A 25,719-nucleotide genomic window follows, 5' to 3' on the forward strand; every position below is an offset into this window, starting at 1 on the left:
CTTACATCCCGGGTCGGGCCGGTACGCTTCGACCATGAGCAAGGACGCCGCCGCCACCCGACTGCTGCTCGTGCGGGCGGCGCGGCACCGGTTCGCGTTCGACGGGTACAAGGCGACGACGGTGCGCGACATCGCCGCCGACGCCGGGGTCAACGTCGCGCTGATCAACCGCTACTTCGGTTCGAAGGAGGGGCTGTTCCGTGCCTGCCTCGACCGGGTGGTGCAGGACCTCGGGGTCGAGCAGCCCGTCGAGCGCGGCCTCGAGCGCGCGCTGGCCGGCCTGGTGTCACACGTGGTCCGCGCGCCGACCGACGACGACTCCCTCCAGCTCATGCTGCTGCTCCGGTCCTCCGGCGACGACGGTGCCGACGCCATCCGCCGCGAGACCCTCCGCCGGTACGCGGAACGGCTCGCCACGGCCGTCGGCGGCGAGGTCACCGAGGAACTGCTCGTCCGGGCCGAGATCGCGCTGTCGGTGGTGCTCGGGATGACGATGCTCCGGCGGTCCACCGCGGTGGAGCCGCTCGCGTCGGCCGACGACGACGTCGTGGCCGGGGCACTCGACGACGCGCTCCGCGCCCTGCTCGCACCGTCGCGGTAGCGTCGAGCCGTGTCCGACCGACCAGCCCGCCGTCCCGACCCCGCCCCGCGCCTCGACGAGGTCGACGAGCGCATCCTCTGGACCCTGGCCGGCGACGCCCGGATCCCGAACAACCGGCTCGCCGCCGCGGTGGGCATCGCGCCGTCGACGTGCCTGACCCGGGTCCGGGCCCTCGAGGACGCCGGGGTGATCCGCGGCTACCGGGCCGAGGTCGACATCGCGCGCCTCGGCTTCTCGATCGAGGCGATGGTCTCCGTCCGGGTCCACGCCGCGGCCCGCCACGAACTCCGGGACTTCGCGAAGCGACTGCTCCGGGTGCCCGTCGTGCAGGACGTCTCGTTCCTGGCCGGCGACAAGGACTTCCTCGTGCACATCGCGTGCGAGTCGACCGAGCAGCTGCGGGACTTCGTCGCCGACGAGCTCAGCGGCGACCCGTCGGTGGCGACGACCCAGACGAACATCGTGTTCGAGCGGCTCGTCGCCGACCGGTCCACGCAGGGTCGCTCGTTCGACGAGCTCCGCCGCTGGCGCGCCTGACGCGCGCCCTCAGTCAGACGCGCCTGACGAGCCGGTCCGGTCAGCGCTGCCGGGTCATCGGGACGTGCGGGATCCGGTCCTCGAGGTACTCGTCCCCGGAGCGCACGAACCCGAAGCGGGCGTACCACTGCTCGAGGTGCGACTGGGCGCCGAGGGCGATGCTCGCGGAGCGGGACTCGGCGATCGCGGCCTCGATCAGCCGCCCGGACAGGCCCTGCCCGCGGGCGTGCGCCGCCGTGACGACCCGGCCGATGCGCTCGGTGCCGTCGGGTTCGCGCAGGAGCCGGAGCGTGGCGTCCACCGAGCCCTGGCCCGCCCAGAACTGCACGGTGCCGGGCTCGAGGTCACGCCCGTCGATGTCGCCGTACGCGGCGCCCTGCTCGACGACGAAGACGTCCTGTCGCAGGCGGAGGATCTCGTGCAGCGTGACGATGTCCAGGTTGCGGGTCGGGGCGGAGAAGATCGAGACCACGGACGGCCTTTCCTGAGAATTTCTTCCAGAACGGGGTGCGTTCCGGAACGGACCGGCGTACATTGCCGGTCAACCACTCTACGTGCGCAGCCGAGTTCAGGAGGTGAGCGCATGGACACGACGTCGCGCGCACCCTGGCTCGCGGTGCTCCGGATCGCCCTGCTGGGCGTCGGGACCCTCGCTGCCCTCGTGCTGCTGTCCCTGGCGTTCGGGGCCCGTCCGGCCTCGGCTGCCGAGGCCGCGTCCACTCCGCCCGCCCAGACGCAGCAGCGCGGGATCGTCAGCGGTGTGGTCGACGGGCTCGGCGAGACCGTGCACGACGTGTCCGGCGGTGTCGGACAGGTCGTCGGCGGCGTCGTGGACCCCGTCCGCGCAGCGGTTGCGCCAGCTCCGAAGCCGGCGCCGGCTCCGGCTCCGGCGCCGGCAGCCCCGAAGCCGGCCCCGGCACCCGCGGCAGCCCCGGCAGCGCCCGCGCCTGCGCCGGCTCCCGTCGCCCCCGCCCCAGCAGCTCCGGCTCCCGCAGCTCCGACCCCCGCCGCTCCGGCGACCGCGCCCGCGGTGCCGGCCACGACCGCCCCTGCGGCCGAGCCAGCCACGCACCCGGTGCAGGGCGTCGTCGAGCACGTGGGCACCGCCTCCCGGCCCGTCACCGACACCGTCGCGAAGGCGCTGCGCCCCGTCACCGGGACCGTGCAGACGGTCACCGACGCGCGACCCGTGACCACGGTCGTCGACACGCTCGACCACGTGGTCGGCAGCGTCCCGGTGGTCGGCCCCGTCGTCGGCGGCGACACCCTCGGCACGGTCACCGCTCCGGTCACCGGCCTGGTCGACGACACCCTCGGCGGTGTCGGCACGATCGTCGGACAGGTCCCCGACGTCGTCGCAGGCGTTGTCCCGTCGGTCGGTGGCGTCCTGCCAGGAGGCACGGATCCCGTCATCGACGTCCCCGCACCTCCGCTCGTCGTCGGCACCACCCCGTCCGGCGTGCCCGGTTCGGCTGTCCCGTCCGCGCGACCGCCGCAGGCTGCCGCCCCGGCGACGACCCCGTCCGCGCCCACGGTCGCGTCGACCGACGATCATGCCGCTCTCGGAACGAGCGTCGAGCGTCGTCCCGGTCTGGCCGTCCCGTCCACCTTCGTGACCGGACCGCTCGCCGGCCCCGTCGCTGGTGCCGTGCAGGACGCGACGCTGGGCGGCGTCGCCCTGCTCGTCCCCGAGCCGGGCGACGGCCACCGAGCGCCGTCCGACCGCCAGGGCGGCGCGGGCGTCCTCGGGGGCAGTGCCACCTCGACTCCCGGCGGCGTCGCAGCCGTCGGCATCGTCGGCTCGACCGACGACATCGTCTCCCTCGCCGCGGGGTCTCGCGGCACGCTCTCCGACGACGCGGTCCCCGCATCGGTCGTCGGCGAGCACGACGTCGCCCCTGACTGAGATCGGTGCGCCTGTCCGGCACGGCAGGCACGCACACACACCGACCGCGACCGCGGTCGGCCAACGATCTCGATCAGGGAGTACGACCATGAACAAGTACGTCTCGAGAGGGCTCTGGTTCGCCCTCTTCGTCGGCGGCCTCACGCTCGGAGGGGCGGCAGCGGCGAACGCTGCCACGACCTCCGGAGCGGACGGCGCCGTGTCCGGAACCCAGGTGGTTCCGTCGGTGGACGCTCCGGTGTCCCTCACCGGCAACGCCCTCGGGGTGCTCGGCGACGCGGTGTCGTCGGTGACCTCGCCCGCCGCGGCGCCCGCGGCTCCTGCAGCTCCAGCCGCCGCTCCTGCACCGGCCCCAGCTCCCGCGCCGACGACCTCGGGCGCCGACGGCACGGCCTCCGGCACCCAGGTGGCGCCGGCTGTGACCGCCCCGGTCTCCGTCGGTGGCAACGCCGTCGCCGTCGGTGGCGACGCGGTGTCGGCCCCGGCTGCTGCTCCGGCTGCGCCTGCTCCGGCTGCTCCGGCTGCGCCTGCTCCGGCTGCTCCGGCTGCGCCTGCTCCGGCTGCTCCGGTTCCGGCTGCCGCCGCTGCTCCGACCACGTCCGGTTCGGACGGCACCGGCTCGGGGACCCAGGTCGCCGGCGACGTGACCGTGCCCGTCACGGTCGGTGGCAACGCGGTCGCCGTCGGCGGTGACGCGGTGTCGACCACGACGCCGCCCACCCCGGCGGCATCCACCCCGGCAGCACCGGCCGAGCCCGCTGCTCCGGCACCGGTCACCTCGGGTGAGGACGGCGCGGCCTCGGGGACCCAGGTCGCCCCGGTCGTGTCGGTCCCGGTGACGGTGTCCGGCAACGGCATCGGGGTGCTCGGGGACGGCACCGCTGCGGGGTCCGGCCCGGCGGCGACGCCGGCACCGGCCGCTCCGGCCACGACCACGCCGAGCACGTCCGGCGACGACGGGCTGCTCTCCGGCACGCAGGTCGGCGGACTGGTCGACGTCCCGGTCACGATCGGCGGCAACGGCATCGGGCTACTCGGTGGCGGCACCTCGGCGGGCACGACGCCCGCCGCGGGCACCGGCACGGCTGCCGGTCCGGCTCCGGCTGCCGGTGGCACGACGGACGGGGCGGACGGCACCGCCTCGGGCACCCAGGTGGCCCCGGTGGTCGCGGTCCCGATCACCATCGGCGGGAACGGCATCGGCGTCGTCGGCGACGGCACCAGCACCGTCGGGGCGACCCCGGCGGGCACCACCCCGAGCAGCACGACCCCGTCCGCCGGAGGGTCGACCTCCGGTGACGGTGGCCTGCTCTCCGGCACCCAGGTGGTCCCGGTGATCAGCCTGCCGATCACCATCGGTGGGAACGGCATCGGCGTCGTCGGTGACGGTACCGCCACCACCCCGGGCACCGGCACGACGCCCGGCGACGGCACGGACCCGGGCACCGACCTCGGTACCGACCCCGGTACCGACCCGGGCACGACCCCGGGCGACGGCACCGACCCGGGCACGACCCCGGGCGACGGCACGGACCCGGGCACGACCCCCGGTGACGGGACGGACGCCGGCGACGGCACCGTGCCCGGAACCGTGACCACCCCGGCCGGTGCCACCGGCGCGGACGGGCCGACCCGGGCCTCCACAGCGGGTGTGGTGACCACCACGGCCGCCGCGACCAGCGGGATCCCGGCCGTCGCACGCACGGTGGCCGACACGGTCGCCGCCGGTGACGGCGCGACCGCGCTCGCCTACACGGGAGCGACCTCGCCGGTCGTCCCCGTCGGGTTCGCGCTCCTGCTGCTGCTCGCCGGGGCGGGCACGCTCGTGCTCCGTCGCCGGCACTCGGCGGTCGGCACCGACGGGCCGCGCTGACAGCAGGTGACCGAGGGGCGTCGCACCGCCGGCGCCCCTCGTCACCGTGCCCGGAGTTGTCCGAACGGCCGGCCGGCACCACCATGAGGGGGTGCGCTCCGCCCTCGTCCGGCATCCGGTGACGGCCGCCATCACGTTCCTCGTGGTCGCGACCGCGGTCTTCGGCATCGTCGTCCGGGTGCTGCACGGTGCCGACCCGGCCTCGTACGGGCCCTTCCGGATCTTCGCGGCGTCCACCGGCGCGGTCGCGTTGCTCACCACGATCGCCGGCGTCGTCGTCCTCGTCGGTGCCGCCGAGCGGCTGATGGGGTCGTGGCGGACCGCCCTGGCGTTCGTCGTCACCACGGTCGTCGGCACCGCGGCCGGCGCGCTCACCGCGTTCGTCGACACGGACGGCCGCGACCTCACCGGCCTGCTGCTCGGTCGGGCGACGGCCTTCGACCCGTGGACCGCGATCGTCGGCACGATCGTCACCGCGAGCGCGTTCGCCGGACCGCTCTGGCGACGGCGCATCCGGGTGAACGCACTCGCCGTCGTGGCCGCGCTCCTGCTCTACGCCGGGCACGCCTCCGACCTGTACGCGGTGCTCGCCGCCGCTGCGGGATGGGTGCTCGGTGAGCCGCTCCGCCGCACCCCGGAGCGCGGCGGATGGGTGCGCAGCTCGCACCGCGAGACCCGGGTCCTGCTCGGGACGGTCGTGCTGGTGTCGGCGATCGGCCCCGTGGTGGCGCTCGTCTCCCGCGCACGGATCGGACTGCTCGCGCCGATCGCCGCGGTGCTCGGCACCGGGCCGGTCACTCCCGTGAGCGGCTGCGGCACCGACGGGGCCGCTGGGCAGTGCCTCCGCGCGCTGCTCGCGTACCGCGCGACCGACCCGTGGACGCTGCTGCTCGCCATCGCGCCGCTGCTCGTCCTCGTGGTGGGCGGCCTCGGGCTCTTCCGGGGCAGCCGGTTCGCCGTCTGGCTCGTGGTGGCGGTCGACGTGGTGACGGCGGTCGCGGCCGCGGTGACCTACGGGGTGCTGCCTGCGCGGGCCGGTGGGCTGCAGGGCACCGCCGACGAGTTCGTCACGGCGCTGTCGGTCGGTGCGTCGATCGTGGTGCCGCTCGCGACCGCGGCCGTCCTCGTGCTCCGGCGCCGGTCGTTCACGGTGCTGCCCTCACGGCGGCGTGTGGTCGCCTTCGCGGTGACCGTGGTCGCGGCGGTCGCCGTCGTGGTCGGCACCGTCGCGGTGTTCGCGGCGTCGGCCCCGGAGCACGTCGAGGACCCGCTCCGGCTCGCCGTCGCCGCCCTCGGCCCCCTCTCGCCGCTGACCTTCTGGGAGCAACTGCCCTCACTCGGGACGGCGCTGCGCATCGTGATCGGACTCGCCGGCCCCGTGCTCTGGTTCGTCGTCGCGCTCGCCGCGGTCCGGCCCACCGGCGCAGTGGAACCCGACACCGACGCGGACGGCTCCCGGTCCGACCGCGAACGGGCCCGGGCGCTGGTGCTCGCGGGCGGCGGCGACACCTTCGGGTGGATGACGACCTGGCGCGGCAACGCCTACTGGTTCGCGGCCGACGGGCGCGCCGGGGTGGCGTTCCGGCGCAACGGTGGGGTGGCCGTCACCGTGGGTGGCCCGTTCGGCTACCCGGACGCCCGCGCCGCCGCGATGACGGACTTCGCCCGGTACTGCGACGACAACGGGTGGACGACGGTCTTCTACGGCATCGACGCCGGGACGGCCGAGCTGCTCACGACGCAGGGGTGGTCGACGTTGCCGGTCGCCGAGGACGCCGACCTCGACCCCCGCACGTGGACGACGACGGGCAAGCGCAAGCAGGACGTCCGCACCGCCGTGAACCGGGCCCGCCGCGAGGGCATCACCGCCACCTGGTCGTCCTGGCAAGACCTGCCGCCGTCGACGGCACGGCAGATCGAGGCGATCTCGGAGGAGTGGGTCTCCGAGCGGGAGCTCCCCGAGATGGGCTTCACGCTCGGCGGGGTGGACGAGATGCGCGACCCCGCCGTCCGGACGCTCGTCGCGCAGGACGCCACCGGGCGGGTGCTCGCCGTGACGAGCTGGTTGCCGAGCCACCGCGAGGGGCGGGTCGTCGGCTGGACCCTCGACGTCATGCGCCGGACCGAGGCCGCGCCGAACGGCGTGATGGAGTTCCTCGTCGCGAGCGCCGCCGAACGGATGCGCGACGACGGCGTCGAACGACTCAGCCTGTCGGCGGCACCGCTCGCGCAGGCGGGCGAGAACGCTGCACCGAGCGACGGCGTGCAGAGCCTGCTCGAGCTCGTCGGGGGAGTCCTCGAACCGGTCTACGGCTTCCGGTCGCTGCTCCGGTTCAAGCAGAAGTTCGGCCCCGACCTGCACCCGCTCGTCCTCGCCTACCCCGACCCGGTCGCGCTGCCGTCGATCGGCCTCGCGGTCGTCCGGGCGTACCTGCCGGACCTGTCCCTGCGGCAGGCGGTCGCGCTCGCGCGCGGACGCGGCTGAGGCGGCACGGTCGACGGGGCCGGTGCGGTGGACGCGACCGGGCGGCGGACGGGAGGCGCGGTGCGGGCCCGCCCCGGGCCTCCCGGCCGTGCGCCGCGTCGCCCCGTTACGTGCCCCGCTCCGGCCCGACGCGTCGGTCACCGGTCTGGGGTATCGTTCCGACTACGCAAGCGCTCCGGGGTCGGTGCAATTCCGAACCGGTGGTGACAGTCCACGAACTGATGACGGGTGCGAACCCGGCAGAGGTTGACTCGGTGAAACTCCGGGACCGACGGTGAGAGTCCGGATGGGAGGCGCGCTGGCGGACGAGACGACCCACCCTGCGTGGGACGACCCGTCCGTCGATGCCGACGATCGTCGAACGCCCCCGGAGTCCCGTTGAGAGGACACCAGTGTTCACCGGCATCATCGAGGAACTCGGCACCGTCACCGCCGTCGAGCAGCACGGCGACTCCGTCGCGCTCACCGTCCGCGGGCCGATCGTGGTCGCGGACGCCAGCCACGGCGACTCCATCGCCACCAGCGGCGTCTGCCTGACCGTGGTCGAGCAGACCCCCGACTCCTTCACCGCGTTCGTCATGAAGCAGACGCTCGACATGAGCGCGCACGGAGCATTGCGGGTGGGCGACCGCCTGAACCTCGAGCGCGCGGCGTCGGTCGGCGACCGGCTCGGCGGCCACATCGTGCAGGGCCACATCGACGGCACCGCCACCGTGCTCGAGACCGCGGACGGCGACGGCTGGCGCCGGGTGCGGTTCTCGCTCGCGCCGGCGCTCAGCCCGCTCGTCGTCGACAAGGGGTCGATCGCGCTCGACGGCGTCTCGCTCACCGTCAGTGCCGTCTCGCCCGAGGACACCGCGCCGGACGCCGCCTGGTTCGAGGTCAGCCTGATCCCGGAGACGCTCGAGGCCACGACCCTCGGCCTGCGCGTGCCGGGGGACCGGGTGAACGTCGAGACCGACGTGCTCGCGCGGCACGTGCGCCGGATGCTGCGGCTCGACGCCGCGGTCGGCTCGGTCGACGCCGCGGGCTCGCTCGAGCCCGTCGGCTCGTTCGAGCCCGTCGGATCGGAGGCCCGGTGATGGTCGCCTCGGCCCCGCAGACGCTCGGTTCGTCGAGCATCGAGGCCGCGATCGCGTCGGTCGCGGCCGGCCGCCCGGTGATCGTCGTCGACGACGAGGACCGCGAGAACGAGGGCGACGTCATCCTGTCCGCCGAGCTCGCGACGCCGGAGTGGATCGCCTGGACCGTGGCGCACTCGTCGGGGTTCATCTGCGCGCCCGTGAGCGCCGAGATCGCCGACGCCCTCGACCTGCCGCCGATGGTCCAGCACAACGAGGACGTCCGCGGCACCGCGTACACCGTCACGGTCGACGCAGCCGTCGGGGTCACCACGGGCATCAGCGCCCACGACCGAGCGCGCACGCTGCGGGTCCTCGCCGACCGGACCTCCGTGCGCGACGACCTGCACCGCCCCGGCCACGTCGTCCCCCTGCGGGCACGACCGGGCGGGGTCCGCGAACGTGCGGGACACACCGAAGCCGCGATCGAGCTCGTCACCGCAGCCGGGCTCCGGCCCGCCGCGGCGATCTGCGAGATCGTCGACGAGGACGGCAGCATGATGCGGCTGCCGGCGCTCGTCGCACTCGGGGCGCGCGAGGGCGTGCCCGTCATCACCATCGCCGCGCTCGTCGAGTGGCTGGACGCGGCAGACCGGACAACGGCAGCAGCTGCCCTGTCCACGGAAGGAACAGCACGATGAGCGGAGCAGGCGCGGCGGACCGCGACCACGTCGACGGCACCGGGATCCGGGTGGCCATCGTCGCCGGGCAGTGGCACGACACGATCGCGGCGGGCCTCCTCGCCGGGGCGCAGCGCGAGGTCGAACGGCTCGGCGCCACCGCGTCGGTGTTCCCGGTCCCGGGGAGCTTCGAGCTGCCCGTCGTCGCGAAGACCGCCCTCGAGGCCGGGTTCGACGCCGCGGTCGCGCTCGGCGTGATCATCCGGGGCGGCACCCCGCACTTCGAGTACGTGTCCGACGCCGCCACGAGTGGGCTCACCCGCGTGGCGATCGACACCGGCAAGCCCGTCGGGTTCGGCGTGCTGACCCTGGACGACGAGCAGCAGGGCATCGACCGGGCCGGGCTGCCCGGCTCGAAGGAGGACAAGGGCGCCGAGGCCGTGCACGCCGCCGTCGCGACCGCGGTGACGCTGCGCTCGCTGCGCGTGCTCGCCTAGCGCGGCTGGTTCACACGGCGCCCGCACGCGGAACGGCCCCGCACCTCGAGAGGTGCGGGGCCGTTCTGCATCGGCGGAGGTTACCGCTTGCCGAACACGTGGATCGGCAGGAAGAAGGAGAGGGTCATCAGGATGAGGCCACCCATGAAGATGAACGCCTGGCCCGAGTCGACCTGGAACGCGAACCCGAACAGGTACATCGACACCAGCAGCAGCAGGATCGAGAAAACAGCGGCGATGACGCGGCCCACGGGATACCTCCGGGTGTCGACGAGTGGAACGTCGCCAAGTCTATCCCCAGGAACGGGGATGGTCGTTCACGCGCCGGGCTTCGTCGCGATCAAACGGTCCACGACGGCGAGGAGGGCCTCCATGTCGACGGTGCTCCGCTTCGGTCGACCGTCGCTCGCCGCGCCGAGGGAGGCCTGGTGGTACAGGCCGTCGCCGAGGAGCTTGACCGCCTGGGCGGTGGGCTCGTCGTGGAGGGCGTCGACGAGGGTCACGAGCCACGCGTTCTCGGTGTCGTCGAGGGTCCGGCCGGCCTCTTCGTAGCCGGCCTGCTGCAGGCGGCTCGCAGCGAGGAGCGCGAGGTCGAGCTCGCTGCCGACGAAAAGGCAGTTGCGCACGAAGTAGCGGGCGGCGCCGTCCTCGGCCTCGGCCATGCGCTCGACGTCGATGGCGGACAGGTCGGAGAGTCGCTCGCACAGCCCCTCGACCAAGGCCGCCTTCGAGCCGAAGTGGTACAGCAGCCCGCCCTTGGAGACACCGGCGCGGGCGGCGACGGCGTCGAGCGTCGCGGGACGTTCGCCGTCTTCGCACACGATGGCGACGAAGCTGTCGAGGACGCGGTCGCGGGCACTGGCCATGGGCACGAGTCTAGGAGGAGTTGTGCACGAGCAGGTGCAGGCGTCGCGGGCCGTCCCGCGACGCCTGCACCCTGCCGGTCGGGGCGCTCGACCCGTCAGCCCTTCAACGCTCCGGCGGCGATGTTGGCGATGAAGTGGCGCGAGCCGATGATGAACACGCCGATGAGCGGGAACACGCTGATCACGGCGCCGGCCATCACCGCCCCGAGGTCGGTCGCGTTCACCGAGCTCAGTCCGGCCAGGGCCACCTGCAGGGTCTGTCCCTTCGGGTCGATGAGGACGATGAGCGGCCAGACGTAGTCGTTCCAGGCGGTGATGAACGTGAAGATGCCGAGGAACGCGAGCCCGCCGCGGAGCATCGGGACCGCCACCGACCACCAGGTGCGGAAGAACCCCGCTCCGTCCACCCGGGCCGAGTCGATGACCTCGTTCGGGATCGACGAGGTGGCGAACTGCCGGAGCAGGAAGATGCCGAACGCGTTCGCCGCCCCCGGGATGATGAGCGCCTGCAGGCCACCGATCCACCCGAGGTTCGCCATGAGCACGAAGCTCGGCACCAGCGACAGGCTGCCGGGCACCAGGAACGTGGCGAGCATGACGGTGAAGAGCGTGCGCTTGAACGGGAACTCGTACTTCGCGAACGCGAACGCGGCGAGCGAGTCGAACAGCATGACCAGGACGGCGGTGCTGCCGGCCACGAGCACGGTGTTCAGGAGTGCCCGCAGCATGTCGACGTTGCTGAACACGGACGCCACGTTCGCGAGGGCGTTGTCCCCGAACCAGAGCGACGGCGGGTAGCCGAAGATCTCGGCGTTCGTCGACGTCGACATCACGAGGAGCCACCAGAACGGGAAGATCGACAGCAGCACCCCGATGATCAGGCAGAGGTGCGTGACGGCGGTCCCGAGCCAGCCGCGGCGGAACCCGCGGCCGCGTTCGTTCCCCGCGGCCCCCGGTCGCCCGAGTGCCGCGGCGGTGTTGGTCGTCGTCGTGGTCGGTGTCGCGGTCATGCGTCGACCCCCTTCGTGCTGGTGCGGACCGTGCGGGCCACGCGGAGTCGTCGTGGGGTCTTCAGGCCGTCGCGTTCACTGAGCAGACGCCAGTTGATGATCGCGAACACCACGGAGAACAGGAACAGCATCCAGGCGATCGCCGAGCCGTACCCGAAGTCGAACTGGTTGAACGCCTGCTCGTACTGGTAGAGCACGATCGTCATGCCGGCCTCGTCGGGGCCGCCCACCGCTTGTCCGTTGAACAGGATCTGCGGCTCCGTGAAGAGCCCGAGCCCACCGATCGTCGACGTGATGAGGGTGAACAGGATCACCGGGCGCAGCAGCGGCACGGTGATGCGCGAGAAGATCTGCCACGCGTTCGCGCCGTCCACCTTGGCGGCGTCGTACAACTCGGTCGAGATGGACTGCAGTCCGGCCAGGTAGATGATCGCGTTGTAGCCCGTCCAGCGCCAGATCACCATCACCGAGATGGTGACCTTGATGCCCCAGTACGACGACAGCCACCCGACCGGGTCCGCGCCGAGTGCGCGCAGTGCCGCGTTCACCAGGCCGAAGCCGTCGGAGAACACCGAGCCGAACACGATCGCCATCGCGACCATGCTCGTGACGTTCGGCACGAAGAACGCGACGCGGTAGAAGCCCTTCGCCCGGATGTTGCCGTGCAGCAGGAACGCGAGCACGAGCGCGAGGAACAGCATCGGGATCGTCGACATGACCCAGATGAGGAACGTGTTGCCGACGGCGTTCCAGAACCGCGGGTCGCCGAGCAGGTACTGGTACTGGGCCAGACCGACGAACGCGGGGGAGCCGACCCCGTCCCAGTCGGTGAACGACAGCACGATCGAGAACACGATCGGGAACAGCCCGAACACCAGGAAGAGCACGTAGAACGGCGCGATCGCGACGTACTGCGGCCAGAACCGGCGGAGCCCGTGCCGTTTGCCGGTCGCTGCGGTGGTGATGGAGGACGTCGGGGTCCCGACGACCGCGGGGATGCTCGTGGTCGGTGGTGCCTGCTTGGTGCTCATGCGCGGACCCCCCGCTTGTCGAGGACCCGGTTGGTCTGGTCGACGGCGTCCTGCCAGGCGCGGTCCGGGTCCTTGCCCCCGGCCTCGACGTTCGTGATCTCGGTCGCGAACGCACCGATGAACCGTTCGGAGTTGGAGATGTACGTCACCGGGACGTCCATCGCCGAGGCGTTGAAGAACGCCAGCGGGTCCTGGTCGCCGAAGTAGTCGCCGGGCTTCCGCATGATCCCGTTGTCGAACGACGCCGGGGTGGAGGGGAACAGCTGGATGTCGTTGTACGTGTGCGACTGCACCTCGGGCGAGGTGATCCACTGCGCGAACGCGGCGGCCGCGGCCGGGTCCTTCGAGGTCTTCGGGACGGCGAGGAACGACCCGCCGCTGTTGCCCGGGCGATCCGGTTGCCGGGCGACCCGCCACGTACCGGCGGCGTCGGGAGCAGTGTCGTGGATGACCTGCGTCCACCACGCTCCCTCGATCTGTCCTGCGACCCGGCCGGACACCCACCCGGCGTTCTGGTCAGTGCCGGACTGCAGGTTGCCGGTGAGGCCGGAACGGACGCAGGCGACGGCGTTCTCCCACGCCTGCCGCACCGAGCTGTCGTCCTGCTCGAAGACCGGCTGGTCGTCGCGGTCGAAGTACCGCGTGGGGCTGGCGTAGATGTACTGGTTGAAGAGCTGGTTTGCGGTGATGACCGTCGCGGCGTCCGCACCCTTCCGGATCTTCGCGCCGAAGGAGCGGAACCCGTCCCACGTCGCGATCGCGTCGGAGACCTCGTCCGGGTCGGTCGGCAGCCCGGCCTTCGCCAGGACGTCCTGCCGGTAGAAGAAGCCGGTCGGTCCGGTGTCGACGGGCCAGAAGCACTGCCGGCCGCTCGGCGTCCGGCCGAGCGCGCTCTTCCAGTCGTAGTACTCGTCCCGCTTCGCCGCGCCGCCGTGGTCGTCGAAGTCGGTGAACAGGTCTTCGTCGGGGAAGTACAGCCAGCAGTTCGAGTTGACCATGAGGACGTCGGGGATGAACGCGTTCCCGGCGAGTGCCGTCCGGAACTTGGTGTCGTACGAGGCGCCGCCGATCAGGTCGGGGCGGAGCCGCTTGGACCCCTGCCCGGCGATCCCCCCGGCGGCCTGCCGCAGGAACTTCGGGTCGAGCGACCGGTTCCAGTACCAGAGGACGAGTTCGTCAGGGTCCTTGGAGATGGCGGTGCTCGTGGAGCACCCGGCCAACAAGGCGGTGGTGGCGAGGGCTCCGAGGGCACCTGCGCCGGCGAGGAACCCCCGCCTGCTGAGACTGATCGATGGAGATGACGTCACGAAACTACCTGCTCTCGTCGTTGAGATCGGGTTGGAAACAGCGATACCGGGTCCCCGGAGCGTTCGACCGTGAACGCTCACGAAGTGGTCCAGAGCATCCTCTGTGAGACACGCCGTGTCAAGCACTTCCGCATTGATCCGCCGGGCGTGTGGCACTAGCGTCGTCGTGACCGTGAAGGTTCACGAGACGACAAGGATCCGCATGTCAGCGCAGACCGCGAACACCGCCAGCACCCCGACCCCGACGGTCGCCGACCGCCCCGGCTGGGCCGTCCTCGGCCCCGGGGGCATCGCCCGCCGCTTCCTCTCCCAGCTGCCCGCGAGCGGTGGTGCCCTGGTGGCCGCCGGCAGCTCGTCCACCGAGCGGGCGCAGACCTTCGCCGACGAAGCCGCGCAGCTCGGGTTCGCCGACGTCTCCGCTGCGACCTACGACGAGGTCCTCGCCGACCCGCGCGTCGACGCCGTGTACGTCTCGACCGTGCACACCGGGCACGCGCGGCTCGTCCTCGCCGCGCTCGAGGCCGGCAAGGCCGTCCTGTGCGAGAAGCCCCTCGCCCCGAACCACGGCACCGCCATGGCGCTCGCCGATGCCGCACGCCAGGCCGGCCTGCCGCTGGTCGAGGCGTTCATGTACCGCTTCCACCCGCAGACCGCCGCACTGCTCGACGTCGTGCGGGACGGCGTGATCGGCGAGGTCACGCACATCGACGCCTCGTTCGCGTTCCGGACCGGTGAGCGGACCGGCCGACTGTTCGACGTCGACACGGCTGGCGGCGGGATCCTCGACGTCGGCGGGTACCCGGTGACGATGGCCGCCGCGATCGTGCAGGCCGCGACCGGTGTCGCCGTCGCCGAGCCGACCGAGCTCACCGCCACCGGCACCCTCGGGCCGACCGGTGTCGACGAGTGGACCGTCGCGCAGCTGACCTACCGCGGCGGCATCACGGCGTCCGTCCGCACCGGCGTCTTCGTGCAGGACGACAACGCGGTCGCGGTGTACGGCACGCGCGGTCGCCTCCTGCTCGCCGACCCGTGGACCCTCGGCGCCGACCCGACGATCGAGGTGCACACCGTCGACGAGGATCCGCGCACGCTGTCCTTCGCCGGCGAGCACCCCTACGCACGTGAGGCCGACGCCACCACCGACGCCCTGCGTGCCGGTGCGGTCGAGGCAGCACAGATGACGATCGACGAGTCGCTCGCGACCGCCCGCACCCTCGACAAGTGGCGCGCCGCGATCGGCCTGCGCTACCCGTTCGAGGCTGAGTCCGCCGACATCCCCACCGTGAGCGGTCGGCCGCTCCGGGTGCAGGACGGCAACCCCATGCAGTACGGCGAGATCCCTGGTGTCGGCAAGCAGCTGTCGCGCCTGGTGATGGGCGTCGACAACCAGCCCGACCTCGCCCACGCCAGCGCGATCTTCGACCTGTTCGTCGAGCAGGGCGGCAACGTCTTCGACACCGGCTACATCTACGGCGGCGGTGTGCTCGAGGGTCGGCTCGGCAAGTGGATCCAGAACCGCGGCATCCGCGAGGACGTTGTCGTCATCACGAAGGGTGCGCACACGCCGTTCTGCGACCCGGAGTCCCTGACGAAGCAGCTGCTCGAGAGCCTCGAGCGCCAGGGCACCGACTACGCGGACATCTACATGATGCACCGCGACAACCCGGACATCCCGGTGGGGGAGTTCGTCGACGTCCTCGACGAGCACCGCCGCGCCGGCCGCATCCGCGTGTACGGCGGGTCGAACTGGACGCCGGCACGCTTCGACGAGGCCAACGCCTACGCACGGGCGAACGGGAAGCACGAGTTCGAGGTCCTCAGCAACCACTTCGGCCTGGCTGAGGCGTACGACGTGCCGTGGGACGGCTGCGAGCACGCGACCGACGCCGCGTCGAAGGCGTGGCTCGAGGAGCGTCAGGTCCCGCTGCTGCCGTGGTCGTCGCAGGCCCGTGGCTTCTTCACCGGCCGTGCGACGCCGGAGGACACCAGCGATGCCGAACTCGTCCGCTGCTACTACAGCGACGAGAACTTCGAGCGGCTCCGTCGCGCGCGGGAGCTCGGCGACCGGTTCGGCGTCCCCGCCACGGCGATCGCCCTGGCGTACGTGCTGAACCAGCCGTTCCCGACGTTCCCGCTCTTCGGACCGCGTACGATCGCGGAAGCCCGATCGTCCATGACGGGCCTCTCCGTCGACCTCACCCCGGAACAGGTGGCATGGCTGGACCTCCGCGACTGACCCAGTCGCCACCGGACGGCCCGCACTCCGGCGGCCGCGCGACGATCATCGACGTCGCTGCGGCCGCCGGGGTGTCCCGGCAGACCGTCACCCGCGCGATGAACGGCATGTCCGGCATCAGCGCGACCACGAAGGAACGGGTGCTCGCCGTCGCGGCGTCGCTCGACTACCGGCCGTCGCGGTTCGGCCGCGGGCTGGTCACCGGCGGCGACCACCAGCTCGGGCTCGTCGTGAACGACCTGCGGAACCCGTACACGCCCCAGCTCGCGTCCGCCGTGTTCCGGCTCGCCGCCGAGCAGGGGTGGAACGTCATGCTCGCCGACGTCGACCTGGCGAGCGACGCCGACCGGATGGTCCAGGCGCTCGGTGCGCAGACCGACGTGGTCATCGGTTACCTCGGCTCGCGCCGGCACCGGTGGAGCGAGCTCCTCGGCAACGTGCCGATGGTCGAGCTCGACCCGTCCTCCGACCCGCCCACGGCAGCGGTGTGGATCGACCCCGCCGACGCGATCGAAGCGCTCGCCGACCACCTGGTGGCGACCGGGGTGCGGCACCCGGTCGTGCTCGACAACTCGTCGCCGGACCACACGAGTGCGCGCGGGCTGCTCATGCTGGACGCGCTGCGCCGCCGCGGCTACCTGCCGGAGCTCGTGCACGCGCCGCACGGCACCGCCGAGTGCGGTGCCGACGAGACGGCGCGGATCCTGGCTCGGAAGCGCCGACTCGACGCGATCCTGGCCTTCAACGACGTGATGGCGCTCGGCGTGCTGCAGGCCTGCCGCCGCGCGGGCGTCGACGTCCCCGGTGAGGTCCGGGTCGTCGGCGTCGACGGCCTGCCGCTCGGCGCTCTCGTGTCGCCGATGCTGACGACCCTGGCGGTCGACCTCGATGCCGTCGCGCGCGAGGCCCTCGCGCTCGCGCTCGGCATGCTCGCCGGTGAGCTGCCGCGGCACGGCGCCGCAGTGCAGCGCACCGTGCGCCACAGTCTGCTGGTCCGCGACTCCGCCTGACGACGCGCCCCGCGCCGGTCCCGCCCCCGAGGTTCCGAAATCTCGGCATGTCGGCGCTCAGGCCGCCCGACATCGGAACCCGGGCGGAGACCACGCGGCGTGTTGTGGAACCCAGGCACCGAAACCCCGGCACCGGAACCCCGGCACCGGACGCAGGTCGTGCCGCCGCCCCAGCCTCCCGCCCTGGGCGGGACCAGCCGTCGGACGGGAGGCCCGTGGCGAGCCCGCCACGGGCCTCCCGTCCGCTTGTTGGTTGCATTTGCAACCATAACCGTCCAGACGGTACACTGACGGAGTCCTGACGGGGCGCGTGTCCATCCCGCGTCCCGTCTCGTCTGCCCCACGCACCGCCCGCCGTCGACCAGGTCCGGCTCGAAGTCCCAGGAGTCCGCCGTGTCCGCACTGCTCACCAGTCCCATCGCCACCCGCGTCACCGGCAGCCGCGCCCGACGGTTCCTCGCGCTCGCCGTGCTGATGCTGCCGGTGCTGCTCATCTCGGTGGACAACACCGTGCTGAGCTTCGCGCTGCCGTCGATCAGTCGTGCGCTCAACCCGGACGCCACCACGCAGCTCTGGATCGTCGACGCGTACCCGCTCGTCCTGGCCGGGCTGCTCGTCGTGATGGGCAGCATCGGTGACCGCATCGGCCGCCGTCGGATCCTGGTGATCGGGGCCACCGGCTTCGCGCTGTTCTCCGTCGCCGCGGCCTTCGCGACCGACGCCTGGATGCTCGTCGCCGCACGGATCGCGATGGGGGTGTTCGGGGCGATGCTCATGCCCGCGACGCTCTCGATCATCCGCAACGTCTTCGTCGACGCGGGGGAGCGGCGGATGGCGCTGGCCGTCTGGTCGACCATGTTCGCGGCCGGCAACGCCCTCGGTCCGCTCGTCGGTGGCACGCTGCTCGCGCACTTCCACTGGGGCAGCGTCTTCCTGGTCGCGGTGCCGATCCTCGTGCTCATGCTCGTCGGTGTCCCGTTCTGCGTGCCGGAGTCGCGCGACCCGATGCCGGGACCGGTCGACGTGCCGAGCATGTTCCTGTCCCTCGGTGCGCTGGCGCCGATCGCCTGGGCGATCAAGTCGTTCGTGCACCCGGAGGAGCGCGGGTTCGCGGTCGCGATGCTCGCCGTCGGGGTCGTCTGCGGCATCGCGTTCGTCCGCCGGCAGCTGCGGTCCCGCACGCCGATGCTCGACCTGCGCCTGTTCCGCAGCACGGCGTTCACCGGCAGCGTGCTCATGAACCTGATGGCGATGTTCTCGCTGACCGGCTTCCTGTTCTTCATCGCGCAGCACCTGCAGCTCGTGGCGGGGCTCGATCCGTTCGCCTCGGGCGTCGTGCTCATCCCCGGATCGGTGCTCACGATCGTCGCCGGCCTCGCGGTGGTGCCGGTCGTCGCACGGGTCGCACCGCGCTGGGTCGTGTCGGTGTCCCTGCTGTTCTCCGCCGCGGCGTACGCCCTCGTGGCGGTCCTCGGACACCACGCGTCGATCGCGGCGCTGGCGTTCGCGTTCGTGCTGCTCGGCATCGGGATCGGCGCGTCCGAGACCGTCACGAACGACCTCATCATCTCGACCGCACCGGCGGACAAGGCCGGTGCGGCGTCGGCGATGTCCGAGACGGCGTACGAGATCGGTGCGGTCCTCGGCACGGCCGTCCTCGGCACGATCCTGGCGACCACCTACCGGGCGCACGTCGTGGTGCCGGGCGGGCTGAGCTCGACGGCGCACACCGCTGCCCAGGAGACGCTCGGTGGTGCGGTGTCCGCTGCGTCGTCCCTCGGCGGCGGCGCCGGCCAGGCGCTCCTCGAGTCGGCGCGGGCGGCGTTCGACTCCGGCGTGACGATCACGGCCGGCGTCGCCGCGGTGCTCATGGTGATCGCTGCCGCAGGCGCCGTCGTCATGCTCAAGCGCCGCTGACGCGCGCCGCTTCGTGAGTCGCTGACGCGCGCCGCTTCGTGAGTCGCTGAAGCGCGCCGCTTCGTGAGCAGAAATGGTCGGGTTGCGCCACGCGACCCGACCATTTCTGCTCACGAAGTCATCGCCACGGCGCGCCCGGGAGCCGTCGAACCTGTGAATCGTTGACCTCAACCATGGTTCAGGTCATACGTTGGGACATGCCCGCCCAGTGACGGCACACCCCCGCGCGAAGGAACGACGACGAACACCATGCCCGACGAAGCCCCGGCGAACATCGCCGAAGCGTACAAGTCCGCGTTCCGCGGGCACCCGGCCGGCGTCGCCGTCATCACCGCCGAGGGACCGGACGGTCCGACCGGACTCACCGCCTCGAGCGTCGCGAGCGTGGCTGTGGACCCGCCGGTGCTCGTCTTCTCGCTGTCGACGAACTCCGGGTCCGCCGGGGTCGTGCTCGGCGCCCCGGTCTTCGTCGTGCACCTGGTCGACTCGCTCAGCGTGGCGCTCGCCCGGCGGTTCGCCTCGACCGGCAGCCCGACCGCGGACGACCCGATCTGGGGCACCCTGCCCTCGGGTGACCGCTACCTGCCCAGTGCCGCGAGCGCGCTCCGGTGCCGCCCGCTCTCCACGACCCCGATCGGCAGCTCGACCGTCGTCGTCGCCGAGGTCCTCGACATCGTCGTCGGCCTCGAGCACGGCGAGCCGCTGGTCTACCACAACCGGGAATTCCACTCCCTCACCGATCGTTCCCGGCTCTCGTGAGCCGCGGAATCCCATCCGCAACCCACTGATCGAAAGGACCTCACATGGCTGAGTACACCCTGCCGGAGCTGCCGTACGACTACGCCGCACTCGAGCCGCACATCAGCGGCAAGATCATGCAGCTGCACCACGACAAGCACCACCAGGCCTACGTGACCGGAGCGAACACCGCGCTGCAGCAGCTCGGTGAAGCGCGCGCGTCGGGCAACTTCGGTGCGATCAACAAGCTCGAGAAGGACCTGGCCTTCCACCTCGGTGGCCACGTCAACCACTCGATCTTCTGGACCAACCTCGGCCCGGACACGAAGGTCCCCGAGGGCGAGCTCGCCGCGGCGATCGACGAGTTCTTCGGCTCGTTCGACACCTTCAAGGCGCAGTTCGCCGCCGTCGCGAACGGCATCCAGGGCTCCGGCTGGGCCGTCCTGGCCTGGGACACCGTGGGCCAGAAGCTGACCACGTTCCAGCTGTTCGACCAGCAGGCCAACGTGCCGTTCGGCCTCGTGCCGATCTTCCTGCTCGACATGTGGGAGCACGCCTTCTACCTCGACTACCTCAACGTCAAGGCGGACTACGTGAAGGCCGTCTGGAACATCGTCGACTGGGAGAACGTCGCGGCGCGCTTCGCCAACGCGAAGTCGCAGTCGTTCGTGACGCTCTGATCCACCGACCGCGGGTCGCGTGACGCGACCGACGGACGAACGGGAGGCACGGTGCCAGCTGGCACCGTGCCTCCCGTTCGTGCATCACCCCGCGGTGACTGCCGCGCCGGCGGCGAGCCGGTCGGCGATCGCCCGGAGCGCGGCGTCGGTGTCGGCGCGCTCGCGGTCGATGATCGCGGTCCACTGGGCACCGCGGGCAGTCGTCACGGCGTCGCGTGCGACGCGGTCGGCGGCCTCGGCGTCGTAGCCGTGTGCGAGGCACCACGCGGCGACCGCTGCCACGTGGTCCCGGTGCAGACCGCGTTGCCGGACCCGGCCGTCCATCGCCTCGACGGACCCGAGCTCGAAGGTGAGCCGGGCGGCGAGGGCTCGGTGCGGGTCGTCGAGGCGACCGAAGCTGGTCACCAAGTAGCTAGCGAGGGCGGAGCGGTCTGCCGCGGGATCGAGCGCAGCGTGGCAGACCGTGTCGGCCAGGTGCACGACCACGCAGTCGATGAGGGCGTCGCGGGAGCCGAAGTGGTAGACGATCGGGTACGCGCTGGTGCCCAGGATGCGCCCGAGGCTGCGGACCGAGACGTCCTCGAGCTTGGTGTCCAGCAGGTGCAGGGTGACCTTCTCGAGGATCGCCGGCTTGAGCGTCGGGTCGGGCTTCCGGGGCATGGCATCTCCGTCGGATCGTCGGTGGCGGGCACACGACCCGCCACATGGTGGCATTGCGTATGTTACCGGTCGGGCGGTGCGATTGGCCACCACGATGAGGGTCCGTGCGGTCCCGAAAACGGAGCTTTGCTCGGTTCCCCGTACACTGGAGCAGATGTCCACGCCGCAAGAGGCCTCCGTGCCCGTGTCGCAGCCCGAGGGGACCCGTGCCGGACGGGTGGTCGCGGGCCGCCGTCGTGGCGCCGGAAAACGGTTCCTGGTCATCGGCGACGTCCTGGACGGCGTGCTCGTGCAGACGACCGCGCACACCATCGGGGTGCACGACCCCGCCGCCGTGATCCGCCACCGACCGACGGGTGCCGCCGGCAACACCGCCGCCTGGCTCGGCTGGCTCGGTGCCGAGGTGGACCTCGTCGCGCGGGTCGGCGTCGACGACGTCTACCGGCACGAGCGCTCGTTGGAGGACGCCGGTGTCCGCCCGCACCTGCGCTACGACGCGATGACCTCCACCGGGGTCGTGGTGTCCGTGCGCAACGACAGCGGCCGCACGGCGATGTCCGACCCGGCCGCGAGCGGGAAGCTCACGGCTGCCGACGTCCCCGAGGCCGTGGCACGACGCGCGGACATCGTGCACCTGACCGGGCACGCGATGCTCGGTGGCGGCGCCGACCGCATCGCGTCACTGGTCGCCTGCGCACGGACCGGGTCGGCTCGGGTGTCGCTCGACCCGTCCTCGGCGGCCATCGTCCGGTCGGTCGGAGCTCCTGCCTTCCTCGAGGCCCTCGTCGGCGTCGACGTCCTCTTCCCCGGCCGGCAGGAGGCCCTCGAACTGACCGGGACGACCGACCTCGACGACGCGGTGCGGCGACTCACCGAGCACGTCCCGCTCGTGGTGGTCACGGTGGGCGCCGACGGCGTGCTGGTGGGGCGACGCGGACGGAGCGTGCACCGCGTCCCCGCGACGCCGGCCACGGTCGTCGACACGGTCGGCGCCGGTGACGCGTTCGCCGCGGGCTTCGTGCGTGCCTGGGCGACCGATCCCGTGCGCGTCGGGGCGGCTGCGCGTGAGGGCACTCGCGTGGCGGCGCGGGCACTCGGGTTCGTGGGTGGTCGTCCACCGGTGTGACGGGCAGTCGCCGGACCGGCACCGACACGGACCGGGCCGGCCCGCCGCGTGGGGTTCGGTGTGTCAGCGCTCGGCGGGCTCCGCCACGACGGTGAGGGTCTGGACCCGTCCTGCCGCGCCAGGGGCGAGCCGGATCTCGACGCGCAACCGCCCGCAGGTGCCGGGCAGCCACCACCGCAGGTGCGACGGCGTCGACGACTGCTCCGCGACGGGAGCGGCGGTCAGGTCAGCACCCACCTCGGCCACCGCCGCCGCGATCGCCCGCCGGCGTCGGTCGTAGGGGACGTCCATCGCCACGTTCGGCGTGCAGACCACGTCCGCTCCGTCGTCCTGCCAGTCGGCCAGGAGGCCCGTCACGGCAACCTGCGCGGCTCGCGTCGCCCGGATGGTCGGCTCGGCGCCGGGGCGGCGCACCGGTCCGGTCGTCGTGTCGCCGTGCCCGTCGGACGCTGCCGGACGCGCTGCGTCCAGGAGCAGGTCGTGTGCCTGCTGGGCAGCGGTGGAGACCTTCGCCTGCGTGGCGTTCTCGAACGCGACGACACCGAGACCCGTCTGCGCGGACCAGCGCATGTGTGCCGAGAACCCCGGGTAGCCGCCGGAGTGCGAGACGAGTTCGCCGAACCGGTCGTCCTGTTCGACGAACAGTCCGAAGCCGTAGGCCGTGGCGCGTGACGAGCCGGGGACGACGGACGACGGCACGACCCGCATCGCCTGCTGCATGAGCCGGCGATCGGCGGGGGAGACCGGGCCGGGTTCCGGGGCGTCGGAGGACGCCGACCCGAGGTGCGTCGCCCACCGTGCGAGGTCGCGGACGGTGGAGAACAGTCCGCCGATCGACGAGAACGCACCCGGGCCGGTCATCGGCAGGGGCTCCCAGTCGCCGTCGTGCGGGCGGAACCCGGTGACGACCGGTCCCTGCGCCTCGGCCGCGCTGAACACCGTGCGGTCGAGACCGAGCGGTCGGAGCACGGTGTCGCGTGCTGCCTGGGTGAACGGACGGCCGGTGACGACGGCGACGACCCGCCCGAGCAGGGCGTAGCCCAGGTTCGAGTAGGCGAACCGGGTGCCCGGCACCGAGTCGAACAACAGCCCGCCGCGCAGGACGTCGTCGAGCTCGGCGTCGCTGATCGACTCCTGCCGGTCCGCCCAGGGGTCGTCGGTGGGGAAGCCGGCCGACATGGTCAGCAGCATCCGCACGGTCGGCACGGGGGAGTCCGGTGTGGGCAGGGGCACCGCGCCGAACGCCGGGACGAACGCGGTGATCGGCGCGTCGAGGTCCAGTCGGCCGTCGGACACCAGCGTCAGCAGTGTCGCCGCGGTGATGCTCTTCGTGCACGACGCGATCCGGTAGACGGTGTCGGCGTCCGGCCGCTGCCCGTCGCCGCGGTCGCCGTGGCCCCCGGAAGTGACGAGACCCGTCCGGTCGAACACACCCCACGCACTGCTCGGCGCGACGCCACGGTCGACACGGTCACGGAAGAGCGCGTCGACCTGCGCGACGGCGGTGTCCCACGGGCTCATGACCGACGCATCTCGGCGTACGCGTCGAGCGCGCGCTGCCGGGTCGCCTTGAGGTCGACCATCGGCTCGGGCCGGAGCTCCTCCGACGGCACCCACCGGTGCACGTACTCGCGGTGCGGGTCGAAGCGCTCGAGCTGCCGGTCGGGGTTGAACACCCGGAAGTACGGCGCCGCGTCGAAGCCCGACCCGGCGACCCACTGCCAGTTCGCGGCGTTGTTGGCGGAGTCGGCGTCGACGAGGGTGTCCCAGAACCACTGCTCGCCCACCCGCCAGTCGACGAGCAGGTTCTTGACGAGGAAGCTCGCGGTCGCCAACCGGACGCGGTTGTGCATGGCGCCGGAGTGCCACAGCTCGCGCATGCCGGCGTCGACGAGGTCGAACCCGGTCGTCCCGGTGCGCCACCGGTCGACCTCGGCATCGGGGGCTTCCCGCCACGGGAACGCGTCGAACTCGCGACGCACGTTCACCGTCGTGATGTCCTCGCAGTGGAAGTACTCGTTCCAGTTGAACTCGCGCCAGGCCAGCTGTCGCAGGAAGGCGGAGGCGTTCTGGCGCTGCTCGGGCTCGAGCGCTCCGTGCAGCCGGTGCCACACCTGGTACGGGCTGACCTCGCCCCAGCGCAGGTGCGGGGACAGGTCGCTCGTGGCGGCCATGGCGGGTTCGTCGCGCTGGTCGTAGTCCTCGAGCGCATGGGTGACGAAGTGCTCGAGCCGCTGGTGTGCGCCGTGCTCGCCGGGCTCCCAGGCATCGCGGAGTCCGCCGGCCCAGTCGGGACGGGTCGGCAGCAGGTCCCACTGGCGCAGGTCGTCGCTCGCGACCCGGGCCGGGGCGGGCAGGTCGCGCGGCTTCGGGAGCGGGTGCCGTGGTTCCGGCATCGCCTGGGCAGCGCGCCAGAACGGGGTGAACACCTTGTACGGCTCGCCCTGCCCGGTGCGGACGGTCCACGGTTCCCAGAGCAGGCTCGCCGCGAAGCTGTGCGCCTCGATGCCGCGGTCGTGCAGGGCGCTCTTGATGCCGGCGTCGACCTCGCGCTCGGCCGGACCGTACCGACGGTTCCAGAACACGGCGTCGGCACCGGTGTCGGCGACGAGGGTGTCGATCACCGCGGCGGCCGCACCCCGTCGCAGCACCAGCCGCGAGTCACGGTCACGCAGTTCGCCGTCCAGCGCGGTGAGCGAGTGGTGGAGCCACCAACGGCTCGCCGCGCCCGCGGGACGGATGCCGGGGGATTCGTCGTCGAGGACGTAGACCACCGTGACGTCGCCGCCGTGGTCGATCGCGGCACGCAGCGCAGGGTTGTCGGCCAGCCGCAGGTCGTCGCGGAGCCAGACCAGTGCGCCGGTCACACCGGTGCCGGGTCCGACTCGGAGACCGACCGCGCGACGGCCCGTCGGCCCGGGGCGGTGCCGACCGCGAGGCGCAGCTTCGTGCAGAGCTCGGTGAGGGTGCGGAGTTCGGCGTCGGACAGTCCGGCGCCGACCTGCTGCGCGATGCTCGCCGCGTGCTGCACGGCCACCTGGCGGTAGACGTCGAACCCGTGCGGGGTGAGCGCCACGATGACGCCGCGGGCATCGGACGGATCCGGCTGCTTCTCGACGATCCCGCGGGCGAGCAGGCGATCGACCAGACGACTCACGCTCGGCTGGGTGAGGAGCAGGTGGCCGGTGAGGTCACGCATGCGGCAGCGTCGACCGGGCTGCGTCGACAGGTTGAAGCAGACGTCGTACTCGTTGAAGGAGATCTCGCCGCCGGGGAAGTCCGCGTTGAGGCTCCGCATCACGGTGACCTGGGCGCGGAACAGTGATTCCCAGGCGGCAACGGCGGTCGCCTTCTCGCTGCGGCGTGACTCGCTCACGATGGCGCTCCCCTCTGGTCGGACGGTCCGTCCACACTACCGACGGCCCCCGACAGGCGCGGGTTCGACATGCATGCGCTCCGACATGCACGAGGGCCGGCCGCTCTTCCGAGCGACCG

The 25,719-nt window shown here is 72.4% G+C and carries 24 protein-coding genes and 1 riboswitch; of the genes, 14 read left to right on the top strand and 10 right to left on the bottom strand.

The genetic code is table 11. The features are described from left to right. Positions 1–34: 34 nt before the first annotated feature. Together ITJ69_RS20695 and ITJ69_RS20900 are read left to right on the top strand one after the other, a co-directional pair. Positions 35–601 (top strand): TetR/AcrR family transcriptional regulator, encoded by a 567-nt coding sequence (locus ITJ69_RS20695; protein WP_123338818.1) that lies wholly within the window; start codon positions 35–37, stop codon positions 599–601. Between the two features lie 9 nt (positions 602–610). Further along, positions 611–1,138 carry an Lrp/AsnC family transcriptional regulator gene (locus ITJ69_RS20900; protein WP_123292064.1) on the top strand — a complete coding sequence of 176 codons (528 nt, stop codon included), beginning with the start codon at positions 611–613 and terminating at the stop codon, positions 1,136–1,138. Positions 1,139–1,178: 40 nt separating this feature from the next. Here the strand turns inward: ITJ69_RS20900 and ITJ69_RS05310 are convergent, their stop codons facing one another. Then, positions 1,179–1,610, bottom strand: coding sequence for a GNAT family N-acetyltransferase (locus ITJ69_RS05310; protein WP_123292065.1), 432 nt, complete (start codon positions 1,608–1,610; stop codon positions 1,179–1,181). A gap of 111 nt (positions 1,611–1,721) precedes the next feature. Here ITJ69_RS05310 and ITJ69_RS05315 point away from each other — a divergent pair, with 111 nt between their 5' ends. The 6 genes from ITJ69_RS05315 (at position 1,722) to ribH (ending at position 9,640) form a co-directional block, all read left to right on the top strand. Beyond that, the gene (locus ITJ69_RS05315; protein ID WP_194672201.1) at positions 1,722–3,044 is read left to right on the top strand and encodes a hypothetical protein; all 1,323 of its coding nucleotides are present in this window, start codon (positions 1,722–1,724) and stop codon (positions 3,042–3,044) included. Between the two features lie 88 nt (positions 3,045–3,132). Continuing rightward, complete coding sequence (locus ITJ69_RS05320) at positions 3,133–4,917, top strand: hypothetical protein (protein ID WP_194672202.1); 1,785 nt, start codon at positions 3,133–3,135, stop codon at positions 4,915–4,917. A 91-nt stretch (positions 4,918–5,008) separates the two neighbouring features. Then, entirely contained in the window at positions 5,009–7,402 is a 2,394-nt protein-coding gene (locus ITJ69_RS05325) for a bifunctional lysylphosphatidylglycerol flippase/synthetase MprF (RefSeq protein WP_194672203.1), read from the top strand. A gap of 167 nt (positions 7,403–7,569) precedes the next feature. Next, positions 7,570–7,704: riboswitch (FMN riboswitch) on the top strand. Between the two features lie 90 nt (positions 7,705–7,794). Then, positions 7,795–8,484, top strand: coding sequence for a riboflavin synthase (locus tag ITJ69_RS05330; protein ID WP_159574083.1), 690 nt, complete (start codon positions 7,795–7,797; stop codon positions 8,482–8,484). After that, positions 8,484–9,164 (top strand): 3,4-dihydroxy-2-butanone-4-phosphate synthase, encoded by a 681-nt coding sequence (ribB, locus tag ITJ69_RS05335; protein ID WP_159574084.1) that lies wholly within the window; start codon positions 8,484–8,486, stop codon positions 9,162–9,164. Before ITJ69_RS05330 ends, ribB begins: the two co-directional genes overlap by 1 nt. Then, positions 9,161–9,640, top strand: coding sequence for a 6,7-dimethyl-8-ribityllumazine synthase (ribH, locus tag ITJ69_RS05340; RefSeq protein WP_123292070.1), 480 nt, complete (start codon positions 9,161–9,163; stop codon positions 9,638–9,640). The genes ribB and ribH overlap by 4 nt, the downstream gene beginning before the upstream one ends. A gap of 80 nt (positions 9,641–9,720) precedes the next feature. On the opposite strand, the gene ITJ69_RS05345 is transcribed toward ribH, so the two are convergent. From ITJ69_RS05345 to ITJ69_RS05365, 5 genes are all read right to left on the bottom strand, one after another. Then, complete coding sequence (locus tag ITJ69_RS05345; RefSeq protein WP_159574085.1) at positions 9,721–9,891, bottom strand: hypothetical protein; 171 nt, start codon at positions 9,889–9,891, stop codon at positions 9,721–9,723. Positions 9,892–9,957: 66 nt separating this feature from the next. After that, positions 9,958–10,506: a TetR/AcrR family transcriptional regulator gene (locus ITJ69_RS05350; RefSeq protein ID WP_123292071.1), complete on the bottom strand. Its 549-nt coding sequence runs from the start codon at positions 10,504–10,506 to the stop codon at positions 9,958–9,960. Between the two features lie 95 nt (positions 10,507–10,601). Beyond that, entirely contained in the window at positions 10,602–11,516 is a 915-nt protein-coding gene (locus ITJ69_RS05355; protein ID WP_123938594.1) for a carbohydrate ABC transporter permease, read from the bottom strand. Then, entirely contained in the window at positions 11,513–12,547 is a 1,035-nt protein-coding gene (locus ITJ69_RS05360) for a carbohydrate ABC transporter permease (protein ID WP_194672204.1), read from the bottom strand. Before ITJ69_RS05360 ends, ITJ69_RS05355 begins: the two co-directional genes overlap by 4 nt. After that, entirely contained in the window at positions 12,544–13,854 is a 1,311-nt protein-coding gene (locus ITJ69_RS05365) for an ABC transporter substrate-binding protein (protein WP_235036058.1), read from the bottom strand. The genes ITJ69_RS05360 and ITJ69_RS05365 overlap by 4 nt, the downstream gene beginning before the upstream one ends. A 202-nt stretch (positions 13,855–14,056) precedes the next feature. Here ITJ69_RS05365 and ITJ69_RS05370 point away from each other — a divergent pair, with 202 nt between their 5' ends. The 5 genes from ITJ69_RS05370 (at position 14,057) to ITJ69_RS05390 (ending at position 20,438) form a co-directional block, all read left to right on the top strand. Further along, on the top strand, positions 14,057–16,093 hold the full coding sequence (locus ITJ69_RS05370) for an aldo/keto reductase (RefSeq protein ID WP_194672205.1): 2,037 nt from the start codon (positions 14,057–14,059) through the stop codon (positions 16,091–16,093). Continuing rightward, positions 16,072–17,103 (top strand): LacI family DNA-binding transcriptional regulator, encoded by a 1,032-nt coding sequence (locus ITJ69_RS05375; RefSeq protein WP_123938596.1) that lies wholly within the window; start codon positions 16,072–16,074, stop codon positions 17,101–17,103. Before ITJ69_RS05370 ends, ITJ69_RS05375 begins: the two co-directional genes overlap by 22 nt. Before the next feature lie 393 nt (positions 17,104–17,496). Then, on the top strand, positions 17,497–19,020 hold the full coding sequence (locus ITJ69_RS05380; RefSeq protein ID WP_123292076.1) for an MFS transporter: 1,524 nt from the start codon (positions 17,497–17,499) through the stop codon (positions 19,018–19,020). A 249-nt stretch (positions 19,021–19,269) separates the two neighbouring features. After that, positions 19,270–19,779, top strand: a complete 510-nt coding sequence (locus ITJ69_RS05385) for a flavin reductase family protein (RefSeq protein ID WP_111084301.1) — start codon at positions 19,270–19,272, stop codon at positions 19,777–19,779. Between the two features lie 44 nt (positions 19,780–19,823). Next, positions 19,824–20,438 carry a superoxide dismutase gene (locus ITJ69_RS05390; RefSeq protein WP_194672206.1) on the top strand — a complete coding sequence of 205 codons (615 nt, stop codon included), beginning with the start codon at positions 19,824–19,826 and terminating at the stop codon, positions 20,436–20,438. 84 nt (positions 20,439–20,522) lie between these two features. Here ITJ69_RS05390 and ITJ69_RS05395 read toward each other — a convergent pair whose 3' ends face one another. Then, complete coding sequence (locus ITJ69_RS05395) at positions 20,523–21,098, bottom strand: hypothetical protein (RefSeq protein ID WP_194672207.1); 576 nt, start codon at positions 21,096–21,098, stop codon at positions 20,523–20,525. A 154-nt stretch (positions 21,099–21,252) separates the two neighbouring features. On the opposite strand from ITJ69_RS05395, the gene ITJ69_RS05400 reads away from it, so the two are divergent. After that, positions 21,253–22,224, top strand: a complete 972-nt coding sequence (locus tag ITJ69_RS05400; RefSeq protein ID WP_194672208.1) for a carbohydrate kinase family protein — start codon at positions 21,253–21,255, stop codon at positions 22,222–22,224. A 63-nt stretch (positions 22,225–22,287) separates the two neighbouring features. On the opposite strand, the gene ITJ69_RS05405 is transcribed toward ITJ69_RS05400, so the two are convergent. Genes ITJ69_RS05405 through ITJ69_RS05415 form a run of 3 tightly spaced genes read right to left on the bottom strand, consistent with a single transcriptional unit; the run spans position 22,288 to position 25,600 of the window. Beyond that, entirely contained in the window at positions 22,288–23,745 is a 1,458-nt protein-coding gene (locus ITJ69_RS05405) for a serine hydrolase domain-containing protein (RefSeq protein ID WP_194672209.1), read from the bottom strand. Further along, the gene (locus tag ITJ69_RS05410; RefSeq protein ID WP_194672210.1) at positions 23,742–25,091 is read right to left on the bottom strand and encodes a cryptochrome/photolyase family protein; all 1,350 of its coding nucleotides are present in this window, start codon (positions 25,089–25,091) and stop codon (positions 23,742–23,744) included. Before ITJ69_RS05410 ends, ITJ69_RS05405 begins: the two co-directional genes overlap by 4 nt. Then, positions 25,088–25,600 (bottom strand): MarR family winged helix-turn-helix transcriptional regulator, encoded by a 513-nt coding sequence (locus ITJ69_RS05415; RefSeq protein ID WP_131845712.1) that lies wholly within the window; start codon positions 25,598–25,600, stop codon positions 25,088–25,090. The genes ITJ69_RS05410 and ITJ69_RS05415 overlap by 4 nt, the downstream gene beginning before the upstream one ends. Positions 25,601–25,719 lie beyond the last annotated feature (119 nt).

The sequence above is a fragment of the Curtobacterium sp. VKM Ac-2887 genome (genome assembly GCF_015350935.1).
In the GTDB taxonomy this organism is placed as follows: Bacteria; Actinomycetota; Actinomycetes; order Actinomycetales; family Microbacteriaceae; genus Curtobacterium.